Source organism: Bradyrhizobium sp. Pa8 (assembly GCF_052588265.1).
Map to the genome: position 1 here is coordinate 378,356 of NZ_CP176767.1, position 23,035 is coordinate 401,390.

The following is a 23,035-nucleotide window of genomic DNA, read 5'->3' on the forward strand; positions in this document are numbered from 1 at the left end:
GACCAGTCGCCGGGGCGGGTCAGGGGTGATTGCAGGTCTTGATATCAAGGAGATCGTCGAGCTCGCGCTGTTGCTGGTCGCAACCGGCGCGCTCTCCGGGTTTTTGGCCGGCGTGTTCGGCATCGGCGGCGGCGCGATTCTCGTGCCGGTGTTTTACGAATGCTTCCGCATCGCCGGCGTGCCGCTCGAAGTGCGCATGCCGCTCTGCATCGGCACCTCGCTCGCGGTGATCATCCCGACCTCGATCCGTTCGTTCCAGGCACATTACAAGCGCGGTGCCGTCGACATGTCGATCCTGCGCGTGTGGTGGCTGCCGATCGTGATCGGCGTCATCGCCGGCAGCGTCATCGCGCGTTACGCGCCCGAGAAGCTGTTCAAGATCGTGTTCGTCTGCGTCGCCTATTCCGCGTCGGCGCGTCTCATCTTCGCGCGCGAGGGCTGGAAGTTCGGCGATGATCTGCCCAAAGGGCCGTTGATGCGCGTCTACGGCTTCTGCGTCGGTATCCTCTCGACGCTGATGGGCATCGGCGGCGGCTTGTTCTCGAACCTGCTGATGACGTTCTACGGCCGTCCCATCCACCAGGCGGTCGCGACCTCGTCGGCGCTCGCGGTGCTGATCTCGATCCCCGGCGCGCTCGGCTACATCTATGCCGGCTGGCCGGCGGCTGCGACCTATCCGGCCGTCGCAGCGCTGCAAATCCCGTTCGCGCTTGGCTACGTCTCGCTGATCGGCGCCGTGCTGGTGATGCCGATGAGCCTCGTGACAGCGCCGCTCGGCGTGAGAGCCGCGCATGCGATGTCGAAGCGCACTCTGGAAGTCGCGTTCGGCTGCTATCTGTTTATCGTCGGCAGTCGGTTTGTGATGAGCTTGGTGGGCGGGCAGTAAGCCTAACTTCGTAGGGTGGATTAGCGCAGCGCAATCCACCACTTCTGTCACCGCGGAGATTAAAGTGGTGGGTTACGCCTTCGGCTAACCCACCCTACGAACTGCGTGCTCCGCCCCTACTTCTTCGCGTAAATATCCTTGTACGTATCGCGCAGCACGTTCTTCTGCACCTTGCCCATGGTGTTGCGCGGCAGCTCGTCGACGACGAAGACGCGCTTGGGCATCTTGAACTTTGCCAGCCTACCGTCGAGCGCCTTCAGCACCGCGGCTTCGGTGACGTCGGCGCCCTTGTTGCAGACCAGAACCGCCGTGACCCCCTCGCCGAAATCGGCATGCGGCACGCCGATCACGGCGGACTCGACCACGCCGGGCATGGCGTCGATCTCGCTCTCGATTTCCTTGGGGTAGACGTTGAAGCCCCCGGAGATCACGAGATCCTTGCCGCGGCCGAGAATGTGGACGTAGCCCTTGTCGTCGATCTTGCCGAGGTCGCCGGTGATAAAGAAGCCGTCGGACCGGAATTCCGACTTGGTCTTCTCCGGCATGCGCCAATAGCCCTTGAAGACGTTCGGGCCCTTCACCTCGATCATGCCGATCTCGTCGCGCGGCAGCTCTTTGCCCGTCTCGGGCTCGGTCACGCGCACGGAGACGCCGGGGAGAGGAAAGCCGACCGCGCCGGGCACGCGCTCGCCGTCATACGGGTTCGACGTGTTCATGTTGGTCTCGGTCATACCGTAGCGCTCGAGCACCGCATGGCCCGTGCGCGCCGACCATTCGCGATGGGTTTCGGCGAGCAGCGGCGCCGAGCCCGAGATGAACAGCCGCATGTGCTTCGTGGTGTCGCGCGACAGCGCGGAGTTCTGGAGCAGACGGGTATAGAACGTCGGCACGCCCATCAGCACCGTGGCGCGCGCCATCAGCTTGATGATCAGGTCCGGGTCGAGCTTCGGCAGGAAGATCATCGACGCCCGCGAAAACAGCGTCACGTTGGTCGCCACGAACAGGCCGTGCGTATGGTAGATCGGCAGCGCGTGGATCAGCACGTCCTTGTCGGTGAAGCGCCAATAGCCGACGAGCGAGAGCGAGTTCGACGCGAGATTGTCGTGCGTCAGCATCGCGCCCTTGGAGCGGCCGGTGGTGCCCGACGTGTAGAGGATGGCGGCGAGATCGTCGTTTGCCCGCGAGACGGTTACGAATTCGCTGCTCGCCTTGTCGGCGGCTTCCGTCAGCGAGCCCTTGCCGTCAGGCCCGAGCGTCTCGACCTTGGCCTTCACCTTGGCGGCGATCGGGGCGAGGCCCTCGGCCTTGGAGGGATCACAGACCACCAGCGACGGCTCGGCATCGCCAATGAAGTAGTCGAGCTCGTTCAGCGTATAGGCCGTGTTCAGCGGCAAATAGACCGCGCCGGCCCGCACGGTGGCGAGATACAGCACGATATTGGCGACCGATTTCTCCACCTGCACTGCGACGCGGTCGCCGGGCTTCACGCCGCGCGCGACCAGCACATTCGCCATCTGCCCGGCCCGCGCGATCAGATCGCCATAGCTGATATGGGCGCCGTCCTGCGTCTCGACCGCGAGGCGTTTGGGATCGTCCAGACCGTCGAACAGGCGGGAAAACAGGTTGGCGTTGGCAGCTTGGTTCATGCAAGATTTCCTCGACCGCAAGGCAAACAAGGCCGGTCAAAACCGAGGGCTGGATTAGCAAAAACCGCCCCAATGAAGCAACGGAGACAGTTTGCATGACCAAAAACGGGAAACGCGTGGCCTGGGTGACGGGCGGTGGCAGCGGGATCGGGGAGGCCGGCGCCGAGGCGCTCGCGGCCGACGGCTGGATAGTCGTGGTCTCGGGCCGCCGCAAGGACGCCCTGGATACCGTGGTTGCCAGGATTGCCAAGGCCGGCGGGGCGGCGGAGGCCATTGCGCTGGATGTGTCCAACGCCACTGAGGCCCAGAAGGCGGCCGACCACATCGTCGCGAAGCACGGCCGGATCGACTTGCTCGTGAACAATGCCGGCATCAATGTCCCCAAGCGGAGCTGGAAGGACATGGAACTGGGGGGCTGGGACAAGCTCGTCCAGGTCAATCTCAACGGCGTGCTGTATTGCATGCGCGCGGTGTTGCCGACGATGCGCAAGCAGCAGGATGGCTCGATCATCAACGTCTCGTCCTGGGCCGGCCGCCACGTCTCGAAAATGCCGGGCCCGGCCTACACCACCACCAAGCATGCGGTGTTGGCGCTGACTCATTCCTTCAACATGGACGAATGCGTTAACGGCCTGCGCGCCTGTTGCCTGATGCCGGGCGAGGTAGCTACTCCCATCCTGAAGCTGCGCCCGGTGGTGCCGAGCGAGGAGGAGCAGGCGAAGATGCTGCAATCCGAAGATCTCGGGCGCACCATCGCGTTCATCGCCAGCATGCCGCCGCGCGTCTGCATCAACGAGCTGCTGATCAGCCCGACGCATAATCGCGGATTCATTCAGACGCCGAACAACAGGGATTGAAACGCGGTCGGAGCCACGAGTTCGTCATTGCGAGCGGAGCGAAGCAATCCAGAAATGTATCCGCGGAGGCAGTCTGGATTGCTTCGTCGCAAGTGCTCCTCGCAATGACGGTGGATCGACCACACGGACGCGGGGCCGCTTAGTTTCACGCATCACGATAAATTATTTCCCGAAACCACTTCGCGAACCCTCCCGTAGTTCGGTCCAACGACGCGCTACTGCTTCACGTCAAACTGTCGCAGCCGCCGTTGTTGCCCAACGCAAACGCCGGCCATTGCCGGTCACAATCGGGAGACTCTCCATGTCGAAGCGTATTGCCTATCTCGCTGCCGCCGCCTTCAGCGCCCTGGCCATCACCGCGACCGTCGTCGCGCCTGTCCGCGCCGAGGAGAAGACCGTCATGGTCGGCGGCGCCGCGATGTTCCCGTCCAAGAACATCGTCCAGAATGCGGTCAACTCCAAGGATCACACCACGCTGGTGGCGGCGGTGAAGGCGGCCGGCCTGGTGCCGACGCTGGAAAGCAAGGGCCCGTTCACGGTGTTCGCGCCTACCAACGCCGCCTTCGGCAAGCTGCCGGCCGGCACCGTCGACAATCTGGTCAAGCCCGAGAACAAGGCGACCTTGACCAAGATCCTCACCTACCATGTCGTGCCCGGCAAGCTCGAGGCCTCCGACCTCACCGACGGCAAGAAGATGAAGACCGCCGAAGGCGAGGAGCTGACCGTGAAGAAGCAGGACGGCAAGGTCTGGATCGTCGATGCCAAGGGCGGCACCTCGATGGTGACGATCTCCAACGTCAACCAGTCGAACGGCGTGATCCATGTGGTCGATACCGTGCTGATGCCCGCGACGTAACACCGCGCCCTCCTGTTTCATCCCCGACAGGGTGCTTTGAGACGGCGAGCCGGGGGTACCCGGCTCGCTTTATTGTGACCACGGCCGCCCGCAGACTCGATTCGCCGTCGTGCGGGGGCGTAACGAAAGCGGAAGTATCGGCGTATATTCGGTGTCAGACGACCTTCAGGACGGAACCATCATGTCGAGCCTCACAGTCAGCGACGAGCAGGTCAGGGCCACCCCCGCCAAGGTGATCCAGCCGGCCTGGGTCCGGGTCATGCACTGGATCAATGCGCTCGCCATGGTCCTGATGATCCTGTCGGGCTGGCAGATCTACAACGCCTCGCCGCTGTTCGGCTTCAGTTTTCCGCGCGAATACACGCTTGGCGGCTGGCTCGGCGGCGGCCTGCTCTGGCACTTTGCGGCGATGTGGCTGCTCATGGTCAACGGCCTCGCCTATCTCGTCACCGGCTTCGCCACTGGCCGCTTCCGCAAGAAACTGCTGCCGATCACGCCATCCGGCGTGCTCCAGGACGTCAGGGCGGCGCTGACCTTCAAGCTCGGCCACGACGATCTCACCGTCTACAATTACGTGCAGCGCGCACTCTATGCCGGCATCATCGTGGTCGGCGTGCTGATCGTGCTGTCGGGCCTGTCGATGTGGAAGCCGGTGCAGCTCTATTATCTCGTGATGCTGTTCGGCGACTATCCGACCGCGCGCTACGTCCACTTCTTCTGTATGGCCGCGATCTGCGCCTTCCTCGTCATTCACGTCTTGCTCGCGCTGCTGGTGCCGAAGAGCCTGCGCGCGATGATCATCGGTCGCTGATTCGGAGACCCGTTATGGCCAAGCGCTCATTCCTTATCCCCGGCGTCGACAAGCGATTGCTGATCAAGGACTCCATCAAGGCGATGCCCGACGTCAGCCGCCGCCGCTTCATTGCGGGCGGCGCCAGCCTCGGTGCGCTGACGCTGCTCACCGGCTGCGACGTGATCGACTCGTCCTCGGCCGAGGACATGCTGAAACAAGTTTCGAAATTCAACGACGCCGTCCAGGCCTTCATCTTCAATCCCGACGCACTGGCACCGACCTTCCCCGAGAGCGCGATTACGAAGCCGTTCCCGTTCAACGCCTATTACGATCTCGACGACGCGCCCGATGTCGACGGCGCCGACTGGAAGCTCGAGGTGCGCGGTCTCGTCGACAACAAGAAGTCCTGGACCCTGGACGAGCTCTACAAGCTGCCGCAGGTCACGCAGATCACCCGCCACATCTGCGTCGAGGGCTGGAGCGCGATCGGAAGCTGGACCGGCACGCCGCTGCGCGATTTCCTCAAGCTGATCGGCGCCGACACGCGCGCGAAATATGTCTGGTTCCAATGCGCCGACAAGGACGGCTACAACTCGCCCCTGGACATGCGCAGTGCGCTGCATCCGCAGACCCAGATGACGTTCAAATACGCGAACGAGATTTTGCCGCGCGCCTACGGCTTCCCGATGAAGATCCGCGTGCCGACGAAACTCGGCTTCAAGAACCCGAAATATGTGGTCTCGATGGAAGTCACCAACGACTACAAGGGCGGCTATTGGGAAGACCAGGGGTACAATTCATTCAGCGGGAGCTAGCTCCGCTGCCGTAGGGTGGATTAGCCCCGCGGCTGCGCGAAGCGCGGTCGCACGGCGTAATCCACCATGCTTCCGCGTTTGCCGAACGAAGTTGGTGGGTTACGCCTTCGGCTAACCCACCCTACGGCACCGATGATTTGGCCGGCCCCACCTTGCGCTGGCACAACGCGGCCACCGCCCCCAGCGCCAGCAGCGCCGCCGACACATTCAGCGCGTAACTCAGACTCCCCAGCGCGTCCGTGATCGCACCGACCACGATCGGGCCGAGCGTCTGGCCGACGCCGAACGAGATCGTCATCGCAGCGATCGCGGTGGGCCACGCCTCCGGCGGGTAGTTGAAGCGCACGAAGGCCGTGGTCGAGCCGACAACGGCGAAGAAGGCGACGCCGAACACCACCGCCGAGACCGCAAGCCACGCCGGCGAATGCCCCAGCATCGGCAAGGCCGCGCCGAGCGCGTTGGTGCCGAGGATGATCGCGGTGGCAAGTCCGCCGCGGTCGAGCGCCAGCACGCCGCGCCAGACCCAGGGCGTGACGAAGGCGCTGAGGCCGATCAGGCTCCAGAACGCGGCCTGCGCCGCGGCCCCGCCGCCGCCGTCGCGCACATAGGCGATCATGAAGGTCATGTAGGCGATGTATCCGGCGCCAAACAGGAAGTAGCCGGCGAGATAGATCAGCACCGGAAGAATCGCGAAGGCGGCGTGGCTGCCTTCCGAGAAACGCACCCCGCTCTCGATGCGGATCAGGAACAGCGGCACGGTCATCACGACGGACAGCAGCGTCAGCGCCCACCACACCAGCCACCACGAGCCCGGCCCGAAATATTGCAGCGTGAACGGGGCGATCAGCCCCGAGGCGAGAATCCCGATGCCGGGCCCGGCATAGAACAGGCTGAGCAGGAAATTGGCCCGTTCCGGGCGCGACTGCGCGATAGCCGCGGCCAGCGCGCCGCCGGCGACGAAGCCGGCCGCGGCCCCTAAGCCCAGCACGAGGCGTGCGAGGCTCAGCGCAACGAAATTGCCGGTCAGCGCGCAGGTGGCGAGCGCGGCGACGCAGGCGAGGGTTCCGCCGCGGATCGCCGCCGACCAGCCGACGCGCTGGATTAGCCGGGACGCGACAAGCGCGCCCACGAGGTAGCCGACGGCATTGATGGTGTTCATGAAACCGGCCGCCGAGTAGGACCAGCCGAGGTCCTCCCGCATATCGGGCAGCACCAGCGCATAGGCAAAGCGGCCGATGCCGAGCCCGACCGTCGCCGCCAGCGACAGGGTCAGGATCAGCCGCGCGGGGTGTGCGTCGGGCGGGGGACGACGGTCTTGAGCAAAGCAGTCTTGGGCGCGCAAGGGATACTCCGGCGCGTCGAGTGTGGCAGGCCCTGCGGGCCTTGCACAGCCGCGAGGCGGCAATGGTGTCTTGCCAAGCGCGCAACGCCGCTCTAGCACTCCGGCCGAATTCGATCTCAGAGGAAACGACCATGGCGACCCACAAATTGCTGCTGCTCCCCGGCGACGGTATCGGCCCCGAGGTGATGGGCGAGGTGAAGCGGCTGATCGACTGGCTCAATTCGGCAGGGATCGCCAAATTCGAGACCGATACCGGCCTCGTCGGCGGCTCCGCCTACGACGCGCACAAGGTGTCGATCTCCGAGGGCGACATGGCCAAGGCCAAGGATGCCGACGCGATCATCTTCGGTGCGGTCGGCGGTCCCAAGTGGGATGCGGTGCCCTATGAGGTTCGTCCCGAAGCCGGCCTGCTGCGCCTGCGCAAGGATCTCGGCCTGTTCGCCAACCTCCGCCCCGCGGTGTGCTATCCGGCGCTGGCCGATGCCTCGAGCCTGAAGCGCGAGGCGGTCGAGGGCCTCGACATCGTCATCGTGCGCGAGCTCACCGGCGGCGTCTATTTCGGCGAGCCCAAGACCATCACCGATCTCGGCAACGGCCAGAAGCGCGCCATCGATACCCAGGTCTACGACACCTATGAGATCGAGCGCATCGGCCGCGTCGCCTTCGAGCTTGCGAGGAAGCGCAAGAACAAGGTGACGTCGATGGAGAAGCGCAACGTCATGAAGTCGGGCGTGCTCTGGAACGAGGTCATGACCCAGGTCCACAAGCGCGAGTACCCCGATGTCACGCTTGAGCATCAGCTCGCCGATTCCGGCGGCATGATGCTGGTGAAGTGGCCGAAGCAGTTCGACGTCATCGTCACAGACAACCTGTTCGGCGACATGCTGTCCGACATCGCGGCGATGCTGACCGGTTCGCTCGGCATGCTGCCCTCGGCCTCGCTGGGCGAAGTTGATGTGAAGAGCAAGAAGCGCAAGGCACTGTACGAGCCCGTGCACGGTTCGGCGCCCGATATCGCAGGCCAAGGCCTCGCGAATCCCATCGCGATGATCTCGTCCTTCGGCATGGCGCTGCGCTATTCCTTCGACATGGGCGATCTCGCCGACAAGGTCGATGCCGCGATCGCCGCCGTGCTGGCCAGCGGCCTGCGCACCGCCGACATCAAGTCGGAAGGCACCACGGCCGCCTCGACCACGCAGATGGGCGAAGCGATTTTGAAGGAATTGCAGAAGCTGCACGCGTAGCGGCAAACACCGCAATCGTAGGGTGGGCAGCGTGCCCACCATTTCGATCGCGATTGCCGCGAGATGGTGGGCACGGCGCTTCGCGCCTTTGCCCACCCTACGGCTCTGCTGACGACCACAGGGAAGCCACCTCATGGATGCCTCGCCCCGCCCCAAGATCGCGGAAACCATCATCCATGAAACGGTGCGCCAGCGCGAAGCACGGATCGGGCGCCGCTGCGAAATCCTCGCCAACACCCGCATCGAATATTCCTCGCTCGGCGACTACTCCTATCTCGGCGAGAACTGTGAGGTCGCCGACGCGGTGATCGGAAAATTCACCGCGATCGCCAACTCGGTGCGGATCGGCGCGCCCAATCATCCGATGGGCCGTCCGTCCCAGCATCGCTTCACCTATTGCCCTGAATATTACGAGGCGACCGCGAGTCGTGACCGCGACTTCTTCGCGGATCGCCGCAGCGATCGCGTCATCGTCGGCAATGATGTCTGGATCGGGCACGCCGCGATCCTGCTGCCGGGCGTGAGCGTCGGCGACGGCGCGGTGATCGCCGCGGGCGCGGTCGTCAGCCGCGATGTCGAGCCCTACACGATCGTCGGCGGCGTTCCCGCGCGTGCGATCCGCAAGCGCTTTGACGATTCGGTCGCCGAAAGCCTGCGCCGCATTGCCTGGTGGGATTGGCCGGACGAGCTGATCTTCGAGCGCCTGGGCGATTTCCGCTCCGAGGCGATCGAAGAATTTTGCAGGCGCTACGACCCGGCAGCCAACGCCTGAAGCGGACGTATCTCTCACAAACAAAAATGGCCGGGCGCGGGCCCGGCCATTTTGATTCGGTCGATAATTCCGCTCAGTACAGCGGGAAATTCCGTGGGTAGCCGCCGACGTCGGCGGGCGTGCTCAGCGGCTGGCGATCGATCGGGCGGTTGTTGTTCTCGCGGGCGAAGGTCGGATAGCCGATCGCCGGCGGGAAAGCGTAGTCGGAGAACTTGCGGTCGCCCGGATTGACCTCGGTGCCGCCGTCGAGCCAGGAGCGCTTGCTCACATAAAGGCGGGTGCGACCCTGCTGATAGACCGCGTTGGGACCGCTCGGGCCGTAATAGGGACGGCTGTTGTCATAACGCTGCTTCTTGGTGTCGGCCGAGGCCGGTGTCGCGAGGGCTGAGGACATGGCAACCACGGCGCCGGCCGCAAGCCACATCGCCAGTTTGTTCGCGGCGGAGAAATTCGAGCTCATCACGTCCCCTTCAGGCGGCAAGCCGCCAATCGATTTCATCCCCATACTAGCCCGGCAAGGGTGGCCGCAACTAGGTCAATTGGGTCACACCAGCCCGGAATAATCGTGCGCGCCGGCAAAAGTTGCATCAATACCAGCCACTTGAGCTTGATGCCGGTCAAAGCGCCCCGCGCAATTGCGCGTTCGCCGCGCCCAGCAGCCAGTCGGACGAACCCTGGGGAGCGCAGGAGCGGCGCTTCAGCTCCGCATGGGCGAACAATTCCGCCAGCTTCGGCTCGTTGCCCGAGGTCAGGAGCGTCAGCCGGTTCAGCGTGCAGGCGATCGCCGCGCGCCGGGCGGGCAGGGTGTCGCCCTGGCAGGAGAAGCCGGAGATCTGGAGCGCCGGCTCCTCACTGCGCTTGAGGTAGCCGAGGCACGCCCGCGCGCCCTCCGCCGTGCCGGTGGGCCGGAACAGGGCGACGGGACCGAATTTTGTGTCGATCAGGCCGGCTTGCTCGAGCGGCGTTGCGTCACCCAGGCCCATGTGGACGGCCAGGTCCGCTGTCGCCGGGCGGGTCACGTCGAATTCGCCGCCTTCGCGGTAAATCTCGAGCTCCGCCACGGGCTTGTCCGCCTCGCCGGTCCAGCGCATCACGTCCCGGCGGCCGCCTTCGGGATGCCTGAGAATGACGTAAGAGGCTGTTTTTTCTGATGAATCGAGCCGGCTGAGGGCGAAGGCCGGTTGCGAGCGGTCGGCCACGCTCCACCCCGGCTTCTCCGCGGGCTCATCGTCGCGCAGGCTCGGCAGCTGGTCGAGCGCGGCGAGGGCGAGGATGGCAAACAGGACCAGCGCCCCCACATAGGCGAACAGGCGCGCCAGCGTGCCGACGACTTCGTCGGCGAGGGCTGCGAGCGCCAGATGGATCTGGGTAGGGGTTGCGGCCGTGCTGGCCTCTGGCGACTGCATCCACGGCCTTCAGGCATGGTCCAACGTTGTCTTGAGGCCGGTTCTCGCATAGAAGCGCTGCTCTTCCTGTTTAAGCGTCAGCTTCAGGAACGGGCTTTTTCATCGGAGAGTGAACGATGGGTTACAAAGTCGCAGTCGTCGGCGCGACCGGCAATGTCGGACGGGAAATGCTCAACATCCTCGATGAGCGCAAATTCCCCGCGGACGAGGTCGTGGCCCTGGCGTCACGCCGCAGCGTCGGCGTCGAGGTCTCCTATGGCGACCGCACCCTGAAGGTCAAAGCGCTCGAGCACTATGACTTCTCCGATGTCGATATCTGCCTGATGTCGGCGGGCGGTTCGGTGTCGAAGGAATGGTCGCCGAAGATCGGCGCCGCCGGCACGGTCGTGATCGACAACTCGTCCGCCTGGCGCATGGATCCGGACGTGCCGCTGATCGTGCCCGAGGTGAACGCGGACGCGACGGCGGGCTTCACGAAGAAGAACATCATCGCCAATCCGAACTGCTCGACCGCGCAGCTCGTGGTCGCGCTGAAGCCGTTGCACGACAAGGCGACGATCAAGCGCGTCGTCGTCTCGACCTATCAATCGGTCTCGGGCGCCGGCAAGGATGCGATGGACGAATTGTTCTCGCAGACCAAGGCCGTCTACACCAATGACGAGCTGATCGCGAATAAATTCCCCAAGCGCATCGCCTTCAATGTCATCCCCCACATCGACGTCTTCATGGAGGACGGCTACACCAAGGAAGAGTGGAAGATGATGGCGGAGACCAAGAAGATTCTTGATCCCAAGATCAAGCTCTCCGCGACCTGCGTGCGCGTGCCGGTGTTCGTCGGCCACTCCGAGGCCGTCAACATCGAGTTCGAGAACCCGATCACGGCGGATGAGGCACGCGACATCCTGCGCAAGGCGCCCGGCTGCCTCGTCATCGACAAGCAGGAGCCCGGTGGCTACGCCACGCCGTATGAAGCCGCCGGCGAGGACGCCACCTATATCAGCCGCATCCGCGAGGACGCGACGGTGGAGAACGGCCTCGTGCTGTGGTGCGTGTCCGACAATCTGCGCAAGGGCGCGGCGCTCAACGCCATCCAGATCGCGGAAGTCCTGATCAACCGCAAGCTGATCAGCGCGAAGAAGAAGGCGGCGTAACGAGCGGGATCTCGTAGGGTGGGCAAAGCGAAGCGTGCCCACCAAGGTCTCAATCGGGAAAGTTGGTGGGCACGGCGCGTTGCGCCTTTGCCCACCCTACAAGAGCGACTTACGCCGCGCCTCGCGCGTTCTTGAATTCCTTCGCGACCTTGTCCAATACGAACAGCGATCCCTCCGCGACGCCGAAATAGGCGCCGTGGGTCTGCATCTGGCCTGAATCCACCGCCTTCTGCACGAACGGAAACGTCATCAGGTTTTCCAGGCTGCGGAACACCGCGGCCTTCTCGATGCGCTCGACGAACTGCGCCATGGTCTCGTGGTCGCGCTGCTCGACCACTTCGCCCGGCTTGATGAACATCTGCATCCATTTGCCGATGAAGTCGCCCGGCGTGAGCGGCTCGATCTTGTCGACGAAGGCGCGGATGCCCCCGCACTGCGCGTGCCCGAGCACGACGATGTGCTTCACCTTCAGCACCGTCACGGCATATTCCAGCGCCGCGGAGACGCCGTGCGCATTGCCGTCGGGCTGATACACCGGCACCAGGTTGGCGATGTTGCGGACGACGAACAGTTCGCCCGGGCCGACGTCGAAGATCACCTCGGGCGAGACGCGGCTGTCGCAGCAGCCGATCACCATCACTTCCGGGAACTGCCCCTTCACCGACAGCTCGCGATAGCGGCTCTGCTCGGTCGGCAGCCGCTGGGTGGCGAAGGCCTTGTAGCCTTCCAGCAAATGCTCTGGGAACGTCATCATGACCTATGCCTAACCATAGACCAGAGGGGCGAACAAGCCTTTCGAATAGGCAGGCCAGATGCTATCGGCTTGGCTTGTTGTTTGAGCATGATCCTTTCGGAAAACCGCCGCACACTTTTCCGGGATCATGCTTCAGAATACACCTGAGGAAACTGGAAGGAATGCTCGCATGACCCGCCCGCGCCGCAGCCATCTGTTCATGCCCGGCTCCAACCCCCGCGCGCTGGAAAAGGCGCGAAATCTCGCCGCCGACGGCCTGATCCTCGATCTGGAAGATTCCGTCGCCCCCGATCTCAAAGGGGTGGCGCGTGACGGCATCGCCGCTGCGATCGCGGACAAGGGGTTCGGCAAGCGCGAGATTTTGATCCGGACCAACGGCCTCGACACGCCCTGGTGGGCCGATGACGTCGCGATGGCCGCCAAGGCCTCGCCTGATGGTATCCTGGTTCCAAAAGTTTCAAGCATCGAGGATCTCCAGGCGATCGGCGCTTGCCTTGCCGAGCTCGGCGCCGCGCCGACGGTGAAAGTCTGGGCGATGATCGAGACCGCGCGCGCCGTGCTTCATGCCGAGGAGTTGGCCGCCGCGGGCCGCGATCCCAAGACGCGCCTCTCCGGTTTCGTGTTCGGCCCGAACGACATCTCGCGCGAGACGCGCATCAAGATGTTGCCGGGCCGCGCGGCGATGATCCCGATGATCACCCATTGCATCCTGGCGACGCGTGCGCACGGCCTCGAAATCCTCGACGGCCCCTATAGCGACATCGCCAATTCCGACGGTTTTGCCACCGAATGCGCACAGGGCCGCGACCTCGGCTTCGACGGCAAGACGCTGATCCATCCGTCGCAGATCGAGGCCTGCAACGCGATCTTCACGCCGCCCGAAGAGGAAGTCGCGCGCGCGCGAAAGATCATCGCGGCGTTCGAGCTGCCTGAGAACGTCTCGCGCGGCGCGATCCGGCTCGATGGCGCAATGGTGGAGCGTCTGCACGCCGACATGGCGCGGCGCACGATCGAAATCGCGGACGCGATCGCAGCGATGGGCAAGGGCTGAGGCGTCAACTCGAAGAAGCGATATCCGCTTGTCCCCGCCAGGCGGAATCTTCTCGACGTCAAGCGGGCTGCCGCTTGTGACCCAGGCGGTCATCGCGACGGTCAGTCCCGATCGCCTATTTTCCCGCCCGCGAAGCAGCTCTGGATTCGCCACCCGCGACGATGGTGCTTTCGCGGCACGGCGCATCGACAGGCTGCGGCGCCGCCAATTCCTGGCAATACATCTGATCGATCTTGCGCTGCATGAGCGCATAGCAATCGCATGCGACCTTCTCGAGCCGCGCCCGATGGATCTCGACGAACCCGCGCCGGTCGGACGGGACGGCGCCCGCCTCGCGCAGCTTGCTCATCGTCAGGGTCACTGTCGTCCGTCTCACCCCAAGCAATTGCGCAAGCGCCTCGTGCGTCACCGGAAGCCGGTCATCGGGAACGCGGTCGTGAAGCTGCAGGAGCCACCGCGCCATGCGGCCATCCACCCGGTGCAGCGCGTTGCAGGCGGCGACGTGCTGGAGCTGCAACAACACCGCGCGGGCGTGGACTTGCACGACGTTCCTGATGGCGGCGCTTTGCGCAAAGGCCGCGCGAAATTTGGCGGCGGAAATCAGCGATGCCGTGCCGGCGATGCGAGCAATCGCGGTCACCGATGAATGCGACGGGCCGAGCACGGAGAACGAGGCCAAGGCGCCTTCCCGTCCCATCAACGTGGTTGCGACCGTTTGCCCGTCCGGCATATCGAGCATGAAGGCGATGGCGCCGCTATGGGGAAAATAAACCGGGTCGAGTTCATCGCCCGACCGCACCAGGATGGCATCGGGTTCGAACGAGACCTTCTGGAAGTAGGGCGTGAGCAAACCGAGATCCGCCGGCGGCAACGCTGCCAGTAGTCGATTCCCGATGCCCGCGCGGTGGACGGTCACGGCGCTTTCCTGTGAACGGGCACCCAACGAACGACGGTAACCATCTTTTTCGTCTGCCATGCATATCCGAAATACGAACTGCCGAAGGGCAACCATCCAAACAGAGCCATTCGTCGAGATCAAGCGCGGACAATTGCGGAGACCTTGCCGGCATCCTCGCCGCGCAAGCAGGGCCTTGCATACATCATACTATTGACGCCCCTTGCTACTCGGCGAGGTGCCACACGTGGTGATCCACCAGTGATTGTTGCGGCAGCGCGCGAGTCTGGCCCTGGGGGCCCCGGCCCTTCCGCGCCGATGCCGAGCTGTGCCGGCATCGTCGGCAACTCGTCGTCGGCTCGTCCCGACAACGGCCGTTTCGCCGAAATCCACGATCTCGGCTTTTCCCGTTGCGGTAGTGAACAGGGGTGCTACCCTCGAAGCCATTGGTGGGGCTGGGCAATCTATTGATGCGTGTTTTTGGGGCAGCTGTCTTTCTCGTCACGTCGCTTTTGTCCGCTCAGCCCGCCCTTGCGCAGGCGCGGGTTGCGCTTGTCATCGGCAATGGCGCCTACGAGAAGGTGCCCGAGTTGCCGAACCCGACTCGCGACGCGGCCAACATCGGCCGCGCGCTGGAGCGACTGGATTTCAAGGTCACTCAAGTCAAGAACGCCACCGCGCAAGAGATGAGGAAGACCGTCGTCGAGTTCGGCCGATCCGCCGAAATGTCTGACATCGCCATCGTGTTCTACGCCGGGCACGGCATGGAAATCGGCGGCGAGAATTGGCTGATTCCGGTCAGCGCAGAGCTGCGCAGCGATACCGACACCGAGAGCGAGGCGATCAGCCTGCGTTCGGTGAGCCTTCAGGTTTCGAAGGCACGGAAGTTGGGCCTCGTGATACTTGACGCGTGCCGCAATAACCCTTTTGCCGCGAAGATGAAGCGCGCGTTGAGCACCCGGGCCGTGGCTCGCGGGCTCGCGCCGACGGAGCCGTCCGACAACGTCCTGATCGCGTATGCCGCCCGGGACGGCACCACGGCAAGCGACGGCGATGGCCGGAATAGCCCGTTCACGACGTCGCTGCTTCGCCACATCGAAACACCCGGCCTGGAGATTTCGTTTCTGTTTCGCCGGGTTCGGGACGACGTGATGGCGGCAACCAGGCGCGAACAGCAGCCTTTCGTGTATGGCTCCTTGTCGAAGGAAGAGATTTACCTCAAGGCCCCTGCCGTCGCCGCTCAGGCGCCAGCTGCACCAAATCCGGCGCCTGCAGCTTCCGCGGAAGACGAGAAATTCTGGCAGGCTGTCCGGACGTCGACGGTGGCAGCTCTCTTTGAGGAATTTCTCGCCAGATACCCCCGCAGCGACCACGCTGCCGAAGCCCGCCAACGAATCAAGGATCTCAAGGCCAGCGAAGTTGCGGCGCTATCATCTCTGGCTGCTGCTCCGAAATCGGATGCGAGCGGACGCCAGGATGCTGATGCCAGGCGCGTCGCGCGAAATCCATTTACGCCCGACGACAACAAAAAGATCTCTGTCATCGCGGCAGCTCAGCAACTCGAATTGCCGAGCTTCACCATCTCGTCCGATCAGAACGATCCACTCAACGCCAATTCCAGGTTTGTCGGCGTGTGGTCCAACAAACGCGGGTGGACCAATGGCAAGGGACGCTACGCCATGCTGATCATCACGGAGGTCTCCGCGACGGGCTTGGCCAAGGGATACTACCTCTGGGGGCCGCCCACGAAACAATCATGGGTGAAGGATGTGGCGGGATACAAATCGTTCGCCGAGTACATTACGAACGATAAATTCTCCATCAATGGAACGCCTGTCACGGCCAAGCTGGACAAGAACGTCCTTGCCTTGACTTCCGTCAATAAGGAGAATCCGTCGGAGACCGCGAATATCGAGCTTCGTCCAGTCTGGCAGCTTGTGCCGGTGCCCGAGGATGCCGAACCTCCGACCAAACGCGATAAAACGTCGCGAGCTCATGCCGTCAAGAAAGAGAGCGCGGCCGAACCTGGCCCTCCAGGCCATGCCGGCGGAGCGAGTATGGAAGAGCGCTATCGAGCGTGCAGAAAGCTCGTGAAGGGATTTGCCCAGCGCGACGCTTGCGCGCGAAACGGCGCGATCTAGGACCAGGTGACATTCCGCCGGCCGAACTGATCTTTCGATCCAGACGCGATCCAGACGGTGCGTCAGCGCGGGGCGACGTCGGCCCGATCGAGCGACTCCAGCGTCGACGCATTGGCACAATAGCCGTGGTAGTTCTCCGCGGCGGTGCCATCGGCGAGATCGCGGTCGCATTGTCCCTTGTGATTGCAGAGCGAGCAGACGCGCTCCATGTCGCGAAGCAGCAGCGGCTGCGCACGACCGAGCCTGTCTGCGCTGATGCCGAGCTGTTCGAGCATCTTCGGCAGCTCGTCGGCAGCGTGTCTGCCGTGACGGACCAGCTCCTCCAGATCGTCAGGCGCGATCCTGAGATCTTGCGCGATCCGATCGAAATCGGCGCGATCGAGCTGCCGCATCTCGTTCATCTCGCGGCGATGCTTCAGCCAGGCGGCAAAGGACTCGATGAGGTCCTGAACGATGGGATAAGGCCTGCTTGCGGTGCTCATGGAAAGCTCCATTCGGTCGGCGGAATTGGAGCGAGATTAGGCACAATGGTGCAGAGGCGCGTTGCGCTGGATCAAATTTGGAAGCGTTGGAGTGTGGCGCGTTGGTGGTTGATTTCGTGTCCCGGACGCGGTGCGGCGCAAAGTGCTGCTCCGCAGAGCCGGGACCCATCTCGCCGCATCTCTGGGCCCCGGCTCAGCAGCGCATCACCATAGCGCGTCGAAGACGCGCGTGAACGCGCTTATGGCGCTGCGCTGCGTTCGGGGCACGAGAGCGCCGCGTAGCGGACTGAGTTACGCGAACCGCTCCGTCGCCCACGCATACAGGCTGCCCGGGATCGGCTTTTCGCCGCCGCGGCCCTTGGGCGAGATGTGCAGGCCGATGATCTCGGGGTCGGTGACGAGGCCGAGATAGCTCGAGGGATCGAAGAACAGTTTTGGTTCGGCGTGCACGGCGTAGAACGATTGCTTCGGCAGTGCGTTCTGTAATTCACCGGTGCGGCGCGCGAGCGCGGTCAGCGCCGCCGGCCCGAAGATCGCGACGCGAATGTCCGAGAGACGGTTCGAGCCCCCGCGCAGGCGACGCATCATGAAGGTGACGCGATGGCGCACCGACAGCCAGTTCGGCGTCAGCTCCTCCTGCTCCATCAGCTCCTCGAAGGCGGCAACGATGCCGTGCTCCGCCGGCAGATAGATCACGGAATTGCCGAGCTGGCGCGGCCGCTCCCAGGCGAAATAGGGTTTTGCCGGGTTGATCTCGACGGGTTTCAGCAGCAGCACGTCGGCATCGAGCCAGAGGCCGAGGTTCTTCGCCATCAGCTTCATGCGGAAGAAGTCGCTGAACTGAAGCGTGGTCCAGTCGCGCCAGCTGCCGTCCGGCTGCGGCGGCCGCAATCGTTCGGAGAACGCGTGCGGCAGGATCGCCTCGGCATCCGCGTTCCCGATGCCCGCGGGCAGGCCGGGAATGGTGTCGAAACTGTAGACCGTGACCCTGTGGCCGGCAGCTAGCTGCGAGCGCAGACAGGTCTGGCGCAGTGCGTCCATCGGGCCGTGCCAGAAGGTGACGATGTCGGGTAGCATGGGCGTCAATTTAGGGGTTAATCAGGACAAAGAAAAAGCCCCGGCGCTCGTCGCACCGGGGCTCGAACTGGAGCTCGATCTCAGGCCCAGGCGCGCTCGCGCTTGAGCTTTTCCTCGTAGGTGTCGATCGAGGCCTTCTTCTCCATCGTCAGGCCGATGTCGTCGAGGCCGTTGATCAGGCAGTGCTTGCGGAACGGATCGATCTCGAACTTGACCTTGCCGCCGTCGGGGCCGCGGATCTCCTGGTTCGGCAGGTCGATCGTCAGCGTCGCATTGGCGCCGCGCTCGGCGTCGTCGAACAGCTTGTCGAGGTCTTCCTGCGACACGCGGATCGGCAGAATCCCGTTCTTGAAGCAGTTGTTGTAGAAGATGTCACCGAACGAGGTCGAGATCACGCAGCGGATGCCGAAGTCGAGCAGCGCCCAGGGCGCGTGCTCACGGCTCGAGCCGCAGCCGAAATTGTCGCCGGCGACCAGCACCTTCGAAGTGCGATAGGCCGGCTGGTTGAGGACGAAATCCGGATTCTCGCTGCCATCGTCCTTGTAGCGCTGCTCGGAGAAGAGCCCCTTGCCAAGGCCGGTGCGCTTGATGGTCTTGAGGTACTGCTTCGGAATGATCATGTCGGTGTCGACATTGATGATCTTCAGCGGCGCCGCGACGCCTTCCAGCGTGGTGAACTTGTCCATGGTTGCGCTTTCCCGGGGGTGGTTTTGGGAACGGATATTTATCGTGTCCGGGCCCCGAATCCTAGGCCGAATTCGGCAGATCTAGTCTGCTCGGGCCTCAATCGCGGCCATATCGTCGTCCGAGAGGCCGAAATGGTGGCCGATCTCGTGGATCAGGACGTGGCGGACGATGTGGCCGAGGCTCTCATCGTGCTCGGCCCAGTAATCCAGGATCGGCCGGCGGTAGAGCCAGACCATGTTGGGCAGCCGCGCCACATCACCCAGGCTCTGCTGGGGCAGCCCGACGCCCTGGAACAGGCCGAGCAGGTCGAACTCGCTCTCGCATTCCATCTCGTCCATGACTTCCTCGGTCGGGAAGTCGTCGACACGGAGGATCACGCCCTCACAGAGGCCGCGAAATTCCGCCGGCAGCCGCTCGAAGATGTCATGCGCCGTCGCTTCCATCTCGGCCAGCGACGGTGCTTTCAATTCCGTCCACATGGGCTTTTCTTAGCGCGGGTTCCGTGGCGATGCATCCGGCTTTATAGGAGGCTACGAAGAGTTGACGCCGCGCGCGAAAACGAGGAGCGTACGGCGCCTCAAGGGGATAGCTCAGGTGGGTGGTGGTGCGATGCGGGCAGGAACAGCAGTACTGGTTCTACTTTGCATGGGGTTGTTTTCGCAATTTTGCGTTGGTGCGGAAGCCCAGACGGCCGGCGCCGGCGTCAGGCTGGCCCAGGTGGCCTCGCCAGACGACGTTCCCCCGCCGCGCAGGCGCCCGCCCGCGCGGCTGCGCGTCACGCCCTACTACGCTCCGGACGGCGTCTATCCGCGCTACAATCCGGGTCCCGACGCGGTCCGCGAGTGCAACGCCACCTATGTGCAGGAATATCGGCCGAGCGGCACGGTGATCGTGCCGCATATGAGCTGCTACTGGCGGCGGGGCTGACGCGCCTCAACGGCCGTGTGATGCCCGCATCTTGAGGGCGGAGTTCGTCATGACGAGATGGATTGCATTGGCCGTTGTCGCCGGGCTCGCAGCGGGTTTGCCTCGCGCTTCAACCGCGCAGAGTGTGACGAAGTCGGATGCCTCGGCCGGGACAGCGATTTTCGATGCGAGACGGCACGCAAGACACCATGACGTTGCGCGGCGCTCAGCGACCCATGATCCGCATTATTACGCGCGGCCCGTCTACTACCGTCCCTATCCCTACGGCGTGCCGGCACCCTTCGTGTTCGGCTACGGGCCGTGGTGGTGACACCGCCGCGTTAGCCCGCCGGCGCAAATCCCTTGACCAGCAGCACGGTCGCCTGCGCGCCCGCCTTGCGATCGCGCGAGATCTCTTCGTAGTCCGGCGAATTCGAGAAGGCGAGGAACGCGGCCTCGTCGGGAAACGACATCATGACGAGCTTGTCGAACGGCCATGGGCCCTCGAGCACGCGCGGCTGTTCGTCGGCGGCGAGCAGCCGTCCATCGTGCTTTCTGAACACGTCGAAGAACCGCGCCTGATAGCGGTCATAGGCCGCGCGGTCCGTCATCTTCAATTGCGCGATCGCGTAGACGGTCATCTCTCGAATTCCTCTTGTCGGCATCGCAATCGTATATGCGTCTGCGCTGCACGTGGCGGGAATGTCTTCATTCATGGGGCGTTCACGTCGCTGTCCCTAATTTAATGTCGGGATCGACTGTCAATGAACAGGGATGACGCGGGCTGGTAACGAGCGTCGCAACTCCGCTGTCCAGACCCAAGGAGGACTCCATGCTGAGGATATTGGGTCTCAGGGCAAGCCCCATGCGCTTGCTCGGGATTGCGGCCGCCACGACGCTGATGCTGTCGGCCGGGAACGCGCGTCGTGCTGAAGCGCTGAGCTTGATCAATCCGGCAACGTCACCTGCAACGAAGGCTGCGGCCGACGACCTCGTCACCCAGGTTCGCCACGGCGGCGGTGGTGGCGGACATGGTGGTGGCGGCTTCCATGGCGGCGGCGGTTTTCGTGGCGGTGGTTTCCACGGTGGCGGAGGACATATCGGCGGTTTCCGCGGCGGCGGCTTTCGTGGCGGCCATATCGGCGGCTTCCGCGCCGCGCCCGCCTTTCACGGCGGCGGCTATCGCTACGGCGGATTTCGCCACTATGGCGGTTACCATCGCTACGGGATCTATCGCCCGCATTACGGCTATCGCCACTTCCACCGGCGCTATTATTACGGCGGCTACTATCCCTACTACCACTATCCGCGCCGCTGCCGGGTGATCTGGACCTATTACGGCCCGCGCCGCGTCTGCCGGTGGCCTCGCTGGCACTATCCGTACCGCTATTGGTAATCGCAATCGAAATGAAAAGGGCGCCGCGACGGCGCCCTTTGTTCGTGTGGCCTAGAGCCAATCCTTCAGCTTCCATGACGCCGGCTTCCACCGCGTCAGGTTCTCGAGCTTCCACTGCTTGATCATCGCCGGTGGCCAGCGGCTGAGCTTCGAGGTCTCCTCGACCTCGGGCTTGGCGACGATGGGCAAGGGCGTTACGCGCCGCCGGTGCTGGCGCGTCGCCTCGCCGATCAGATCGACATATTCAGGCTTGTTGGCCATGAGTTGTGTCCTCGCGAAACCGTCGCGAGGACACAGTGTCGGCGATGCCGATTAACGGCCGTTTGCCGCTTTAGCTCAAATTGCAGGGAGCGGCTTACCGCCACTCCCTGACGTCGACGAAGTGACCCGCGATCGCGGCTGCTGCCGCCATCGCCGGCGACACCAGATGCGTGCGGCCCTTGAAGCCCTGGCGGCCCTCGAAGTTGCGGTTCGAGGTCGAGGCGCAGCGCTCTTCCGGGGCCAGCTTGTCCGGGTTCATCGCGAGGCACATCGAGCAACCGGGCTCGCGCCATTCGAAGCCGGCCTTGATGAAGATCTTGTCCAGACCCTCAGCCTCGGCCTGCTCCTTCACGATGCCGGAGCCCGGCACGACCATGGCATTGACATGCGCTGAAACGGTCTTGCCTTCGGCAATCTTCGCCGCCGCGCGCAGATCCTCGATGCGGCCGTTGGTGCAGGAGCCGATGAAGATGCGGTCGACCTTGATGTCGGTGATCTTCGTGCCCGCCGTCAGGCCCATGTATTTCAGGGCGCGGTGCTTGGAGAGACGCTTGGCCTCGTCCGCGATCTGGTCAGGATCGGGCACGATGCCGGTCACCGAGATGACGTCCTCAGGCGAGGTGCCCCAGGTCACGATCGGCGGCAGCTTGGCAGCGTCGAGGCGCAGCTCGTGGTCGAAATGCGCGCCGTCGTCGGAGCGCAGCTTCTCCCAGTAGCGCATCGCCGCGTCCCAGTCCGCGCCCTTCGGTGCCTTCGGGCGGCCGCGGAGGAAGTCGAACGCCTTCTGGTCGGGCGCAACCAGGCCGGCGCGCGCGCCGCCTTCGATCGACATGTTGCAGACCGTCATGCGGCCTTCCATGCTGAGCGCGCGGATCGCATCACCGGCGTATTCCAGCACGTAGCCGGTGCCGCCGGCAGTGCCGATCTCGCCGATGATGGCGAGGATGATGTCCTTGCCCGTCACGCCCTCCGGCAATTTGCCGTCGACGGTGACGCGCATGTTCTTCGCCTTCTTCTGGATCAGCGTCTGCGTCGCTAGCACGTGCTCGACCTCGGAGGTGCCGATGCCGTGCGCGAGCGCGCCGAACGCGCCATGCGTCGAGGTGTGGCTGTCACCGCAGACGATGGTGGTGCCGGGCAGGGTAAAGCCCTGCTCGGGCCCGATGACGTGGACGACGCCCTGGCGCTTGTCGAACTCGTCGTAATATTCGATGCCGAATTCCTTGGCGTTCTCGGCCAGCGCCTTGATCTGCTCGATGCTCTCCGGATCGGGATTCGGCTTGGTGCGATCGGTGGTCGGAACGTTGTGGTCGACGACGGCGAGCGTCTTTTCCGGCGAGTGCACCTTGCGGCCGGTGGCGCGCAGACCTTCGAACGCCTGCGGCGAGGTCACTTCGTGCACCAGATGGCGGTCGATATAGAGCAGGCAGGTGCCGTCGTCGGCTTCGTGCACCAGATGGTCGTTCCAGATCTTGTCGTACAATGTGGTCGGCTTGGACATGAGCTTCAGCTCCAGGAATGTTGTGTGCGGATATGCGCGGTCACGCGCGGGCAACAAAATCGTCAGCGCAGCTTTTAGGCTGCGCGCGTAAGCTCTGACGTTGCCGAGGTCGCGAA

26 protein-coding genes are annotated in these 23,035 nt (G+C 63.9%); 13 read left to right on the forward strand and 13 right to left on the reverse strand.

Annotation, left to right across the window (positions count from 1 at the left end):
* Positions 1-25 precede the first annotated feature (25 nt).
* Complete coding sequence (locus ACKWRH_RS01740; protein ID WP_445219069.1) at positions 26-886, forward strand: sulfite exporter TauE/SafE family protein; 861 nt, start codon at positions 26-28, stop codon at positions 884-886.
* A 116-nt stretch (positions 887-1,002) separates the two neighbouring features.
* Here ACKWRH_RS01740 and ACKWRH_RS01745 read toward each other — a convergent pair whose 3' ends face one another.
* Entirely contained in the window at positions 1,003-2,532 is a 1,530-nt protein-coding gene (locus tag ACKWRH_RS01745; RefSeq protein ID WP_445219070.1) for a malonate--CoA ligase, read from the reverse strand.
* Positions 2,533-2,627: 95 nt separating this feature from the next.
* Between ACKWRH_RS01745 and ACKWRH_RS01750 the strand changes: the two genes are divergently transcribed.
* The 4 genes from ACKWRH_RS01750 to ACKWRH_RS01765 all read left to right on the forward strand — a co-directional run bounded on the left by ACKWRH_RS01750 (position 2,628) and on the right by ACKWRH_RS01765 (position 5,853).
* Positions 2,628-3,389: an SDR family oxidoreductase gene (locus ACKWRH_RS01750; protein WP_445219071.1), complete on the forward strand. Its 762-nt coding sequence runs from the start codon at positions 2,628-2,630 to the stop codon at positions 3,387-3,389.
* Between the two features lie 301 nt (positions 3,390-3,690).
* Positions 3,691-4,245 (forward strand): fasciclin domain-containing protein, encoded by a 555-nt coding sequence (locus ACKWRH_RS01755; RefSeq protein ID WP_014490676.1) that lies wholly within the window; start codon positions 3,691-3,693, stop codon positions 4,243-4,245.
* Positions 4,246-4,426: 181 nt separating this feature from the next.
* The gene (locus ACKWRH_RS01760; protein ID WP_445219072.1) at positions 4,427-5,056 is read left to right on the forward strand and encodes a cytochrome b/b6 domain-containing protein; all 630 of its coding nucleotides are present in this window, start codon (positions 4,427-4,429) and stop codon (positions 5,054-5,056) included.
* A gap of 14 nt (positions 5,057-5,070) precedes the next feature.
* Entirely contained in the window at positions 5,071-5,853 is a 783-nt protein-coding gene (locus ACKWRH_RS01765) for a molybdopterin-dependent oxidoreductase (RefSeq protein WP_445219073.1), read from the forward strand.
* Positions 5,854-5,974: 121 nt separating this feature from the next.
* Here ACKWRH_RS01765 and ACKWRH_RS01770 read toward each other — a convergent pair whose 3' ends face one another.
* Positions 5,975-7,195 carry a YbfB/YjiJ family MFS transporter gene (locus ACKWRH_RS01770; protein WP_445219074.1) on the reverse strand — a complete coding sequence of 407 codons (1,221 nt, stop codon included), beginning with the start codon at positions 7,193-7,195 and terminating at the stop codon, positions 5,975-5,977.
* Between the two features lie 131 nt (positions 7,196-7,326).
* Here ACKWRH_RS01770 and leuB point away from each other — a divergent pair, with 131 nt between their 5' ends.
* Both leuB and ACKWRH_RS01780 read left to right on the forward strand, forming a co-directional pair.
* On the forward strand, positions 7,327-8,439 hold the full coding sequence (leuB, locus tag ACKWRH_RS01775) for a 3-isopropylmalate dehydrogenase (RefSeq protein ID WP_445219075.1): 1,113 nt from the start codon (positions 7,327-7,329) through the stop codon (positions 8,437-8,439).
* Between the two features lie 133 nt (positions 8,440-8,572).
* A complete protein-coding gene (locus tag ACKWRH_RS01780) occupies positions 8,573-9,211 on the forward strand; it encodes a DapH/DapD/GlmU-related protein (RefSeq protein ID WP_445219076.1) in 639 nt (212 codons plus the stop codon).
* A 73-nt stretch (positions 9,212-9,284) separates the two neighbouring features.
* Here ACKWRH_RS01780 and ACKWRH_RS01785 read toward each other — a convergent pair whose 3' ends face one another.
* Positions 9,285-9,671 (reverse strand): hypothetical protein, encoded by a 387-nt coding sequence (locus ACKWRH_RS01785; protein WP_028158592.1) that lies wholly within the window; start codon positions 9,669-9,671, stop codon positions 9,285-9,287.
* Between the two features lie 157 nt (positions 9,672-9,828).
* Positions 9,829-10,617, reverse strand: a complete 789-nt coding sequence (locus tag ACKWRH_RS01790) for a hypothetical protein (protein ID WP_445219077.1) — start codon at positions 10,615-10,617, stop codon at positions 9,829-9,831.
* A gap of 116 nt (positions 10,618-10,733) precedes the next feature.
* On the opposite strand from ACKWRH_RS01790, the gene ACKWRH_RS01795 reads away from it, so the two are divergent.
* On the forward strand, positions 10,734-11,768 hold the full coding sequence (locus tag ACKWRH_RS01795) for an aspartate-semialdehyde dehydrogenase (RefSeq protein ID WP_445219078.1): 1,035 nt from the start codon (positions 10,734-10,736) through the stop codon (positions 11,766-11,768).
* Positions 11,769-11,877: 109 nt separating this feature from the next.
* Here the strand turns inward: ACKWRH_RS01795 and ACKWRH_RS01800 are convergent, their stop codons facing one another.
* Entirely contained in the window at positions 11,878-12,522 is a 645-nt protein-coding gene (locus ACKWRH_RS01800) for a carbonic anhydrase (RefSeq protein ID WP_445219079.1), read from the reverse strand.
* A 169-nt stretch (positions 12,523-12,691) separates the two neighbouring features.
* Between ACKWRH_RS01800 and ACKWRH_RS01805 the strand changes: the two genes are divergently transcribed.
* Positions 12,692-13,573, forward strand: a complete 882-nt coding sequence (locus tag ACKWRH_RS01805; protein WP_445219080.1) for an HpcH/HpaI aldolase/citrate lyase family protein — start codon at positions 12,692-12,694, stop codon at positions 13,571-13,573.
* Between the two features lie 115 nt (positions 13,574-13,688).
* On the opposite strand, the gene ACKWRH_RS01810 is transcribed toward ACKWRH_RS01805, so the two are convergent.
* Positions 13,689-14,549 (reverse strand): Crp/Fnr family transcriptional regulator, encoded by an 861-nt coding sequence (locus ACKWRH_RS01810; RefSeq protein WP_445219081.1) that lies wholly within the window; start codon positions 14,547-14,549, stop codon positions 13,689-13,691.
* A 368-nt stretch (positions 14,550-14,917) separates the two neighbouring features.
* On the opposite strand from ACKWRH_RS01810, the gene ACKWRH_RS01815 reads away from it, so the two are divergent.
* Positions 14,918-16,609: a caspase family protein gene (locus ACKWRH_RS01815; protein ID WP_445219082.1), complete on the forward strand. Its 1,692-nt coding sequence runs from the start codon at positions 14,918-14,920 to the stop codon at positions 16,607-16,609.
* A gap of 62 nt (positions 16,610-16,671) precedes the next feature.
* On the opposite strand, the gene ACKWRH_RS01820 is transcribed toward ACKWRH_RS01815, so the two are convergent.
* From ACKWRH_RS01820 to ACKWRH_RS01835, 4 genes are all read right to left on the reverse strand, one after another.
* Positions 16,672-17,091: a hypothetical protein gene (locus tag ACKWRH_RS01820; RefSeq protein ID WP_445219083.1), complete on the reverse strand. Its 420-nt coding sequence runs from the start codon at positions 17,089-17,091 to the stop codon at positions 16,672-16,674.
* Between the two features lie 291 nt (positions 17,092-17,382).
* The gene (locus ACKWRH_RS01825) at positions 17,383-18,168 is read right to left on the reverse strand and encodes a hypothetical protein (RefSeq protein ID WP_445219084.1); all 786 of its coding nucleotides are present in this window, start codon (positions 18,166-18,168) and stop codon (positions 17,383-17,385) included.
* A gap of 80 nt (positions 18,169-18,248) precedes the next feature.
* Positions 18,249-18,854, reverse strand: coding sequence for a 3-isopropylmalate dehydratase small subunit (gene leuD / locus ACKWRH_RS01830; protein ID WP_106945535.1), 606 nt, complete (start codon positions 18,852-18,854; stop codon positions 18,249-18,251).
* Between the two features lie 81 nt (positions 18,855-18,935).
* Entirely contained in the window at positions 18,936-19,334 is a 399-nt protein-coding gene (locus tag ACKWRH_RS01835; RefSeq protein WP_445219085.1) for a metallopeptidase family protein, read from the reverse strand.
* A 166-nt stretch (positions 19,335-19,500) separates the two neighbouring features.
* Here ACKWRH_RS01835 and ACKWRH_RS01840 point away from each other — a divergent pair, with 166 nt between their 5' ends.
* Together ACKWRH_RS01840 and ACKWRH_RS01845 are read left to right on the forward strand one after the other, a co-directional pair.
* Positions 19,501-19,782: a hypothetical protein gene (locus ACKWRH_RS01840; RefSeq protein ID WP_445219086.1), complete on the forward strand. Its 282-nt coding sequence runs from the start codon at positions 19,501-19,503 to the stop codon at positions 19,780-19,782.
* A gap of 49 nt (positions 19,783-19,831) precedes the next feature.
* Entirely contained in the window at positions 19,832-20,092 is a 261-nt protein-coding gene (locus ACKWRH_RS01845; protein WP_445219087.1) for a hypothetical protein, read from the forward strand.
* Between the two features lie 10 nt (positions 20,093-20,102).
* Here ACKWRH_RS01845 and ACKWRH_RS01850 read toward each other — a convergent pair whose 3' ends face one another.
* Positions 20,103-20,402, reverse strand: coding sequence for a DUF1330 domain-containing protein (locus tag ACKWRH_RS01850; protein WP_445219088.1), 300 nt, complete (start codon positions 20,400-20,402; stop codon positions 20,103-20,105).
* Between the two features lie 191 nt (positions 20,403-20,593).
* On the opposite strand from ACKWRH_RS01850, the gene ACKWRH_RS01855 reads away from it, so the two are divergent.
* Complete coding sequence (locus ACKWRH_RS01855; protein ID WP_445219089.1) at positions 20,594-21,157, forward strand: hypothetical protein; 564 nt, start codon at positions 20,594-20,596, stop codon at positions 21,155-21,157.
* 51 nt (positions 21,158-21,208) lie between these two features.
* On the opposite strand, the gene ACKWRH_RS01860 is transcribed toward ACKWRH_RS01855, so the two are convergent.
* Both ACKWRH_RS01860 and leuC read right to left on the reverse strand, forming a co-directional pair.
* Positions 21,209-21,418, reverse strand: coding sequence for a hypothetical protein (locus ACKWRH_RS01860; protein ID WP_445219090.1), 210 nt, complete (start codon positions 21,416-21,418; stop codon positions 21,209-21,211).
* A gap of 94 nt (positions 21,419-21,512) precedes the next feature.
* On the reverse strand, positions 21,513-22,919 hold the full coding sequence (gene leuC, locus ACKWRH_RS01865; RefSeq protein WP_445219091.1) for a 3-isopropylmalate dehydratase large subunit: 1,407 nt from the start codon (positions 22,917-22,919) through the stop codon (positions 21,513-21,515).
* Between the last annotated feature and the right edge of the window lie 116 nt (positions 22,920-23,035).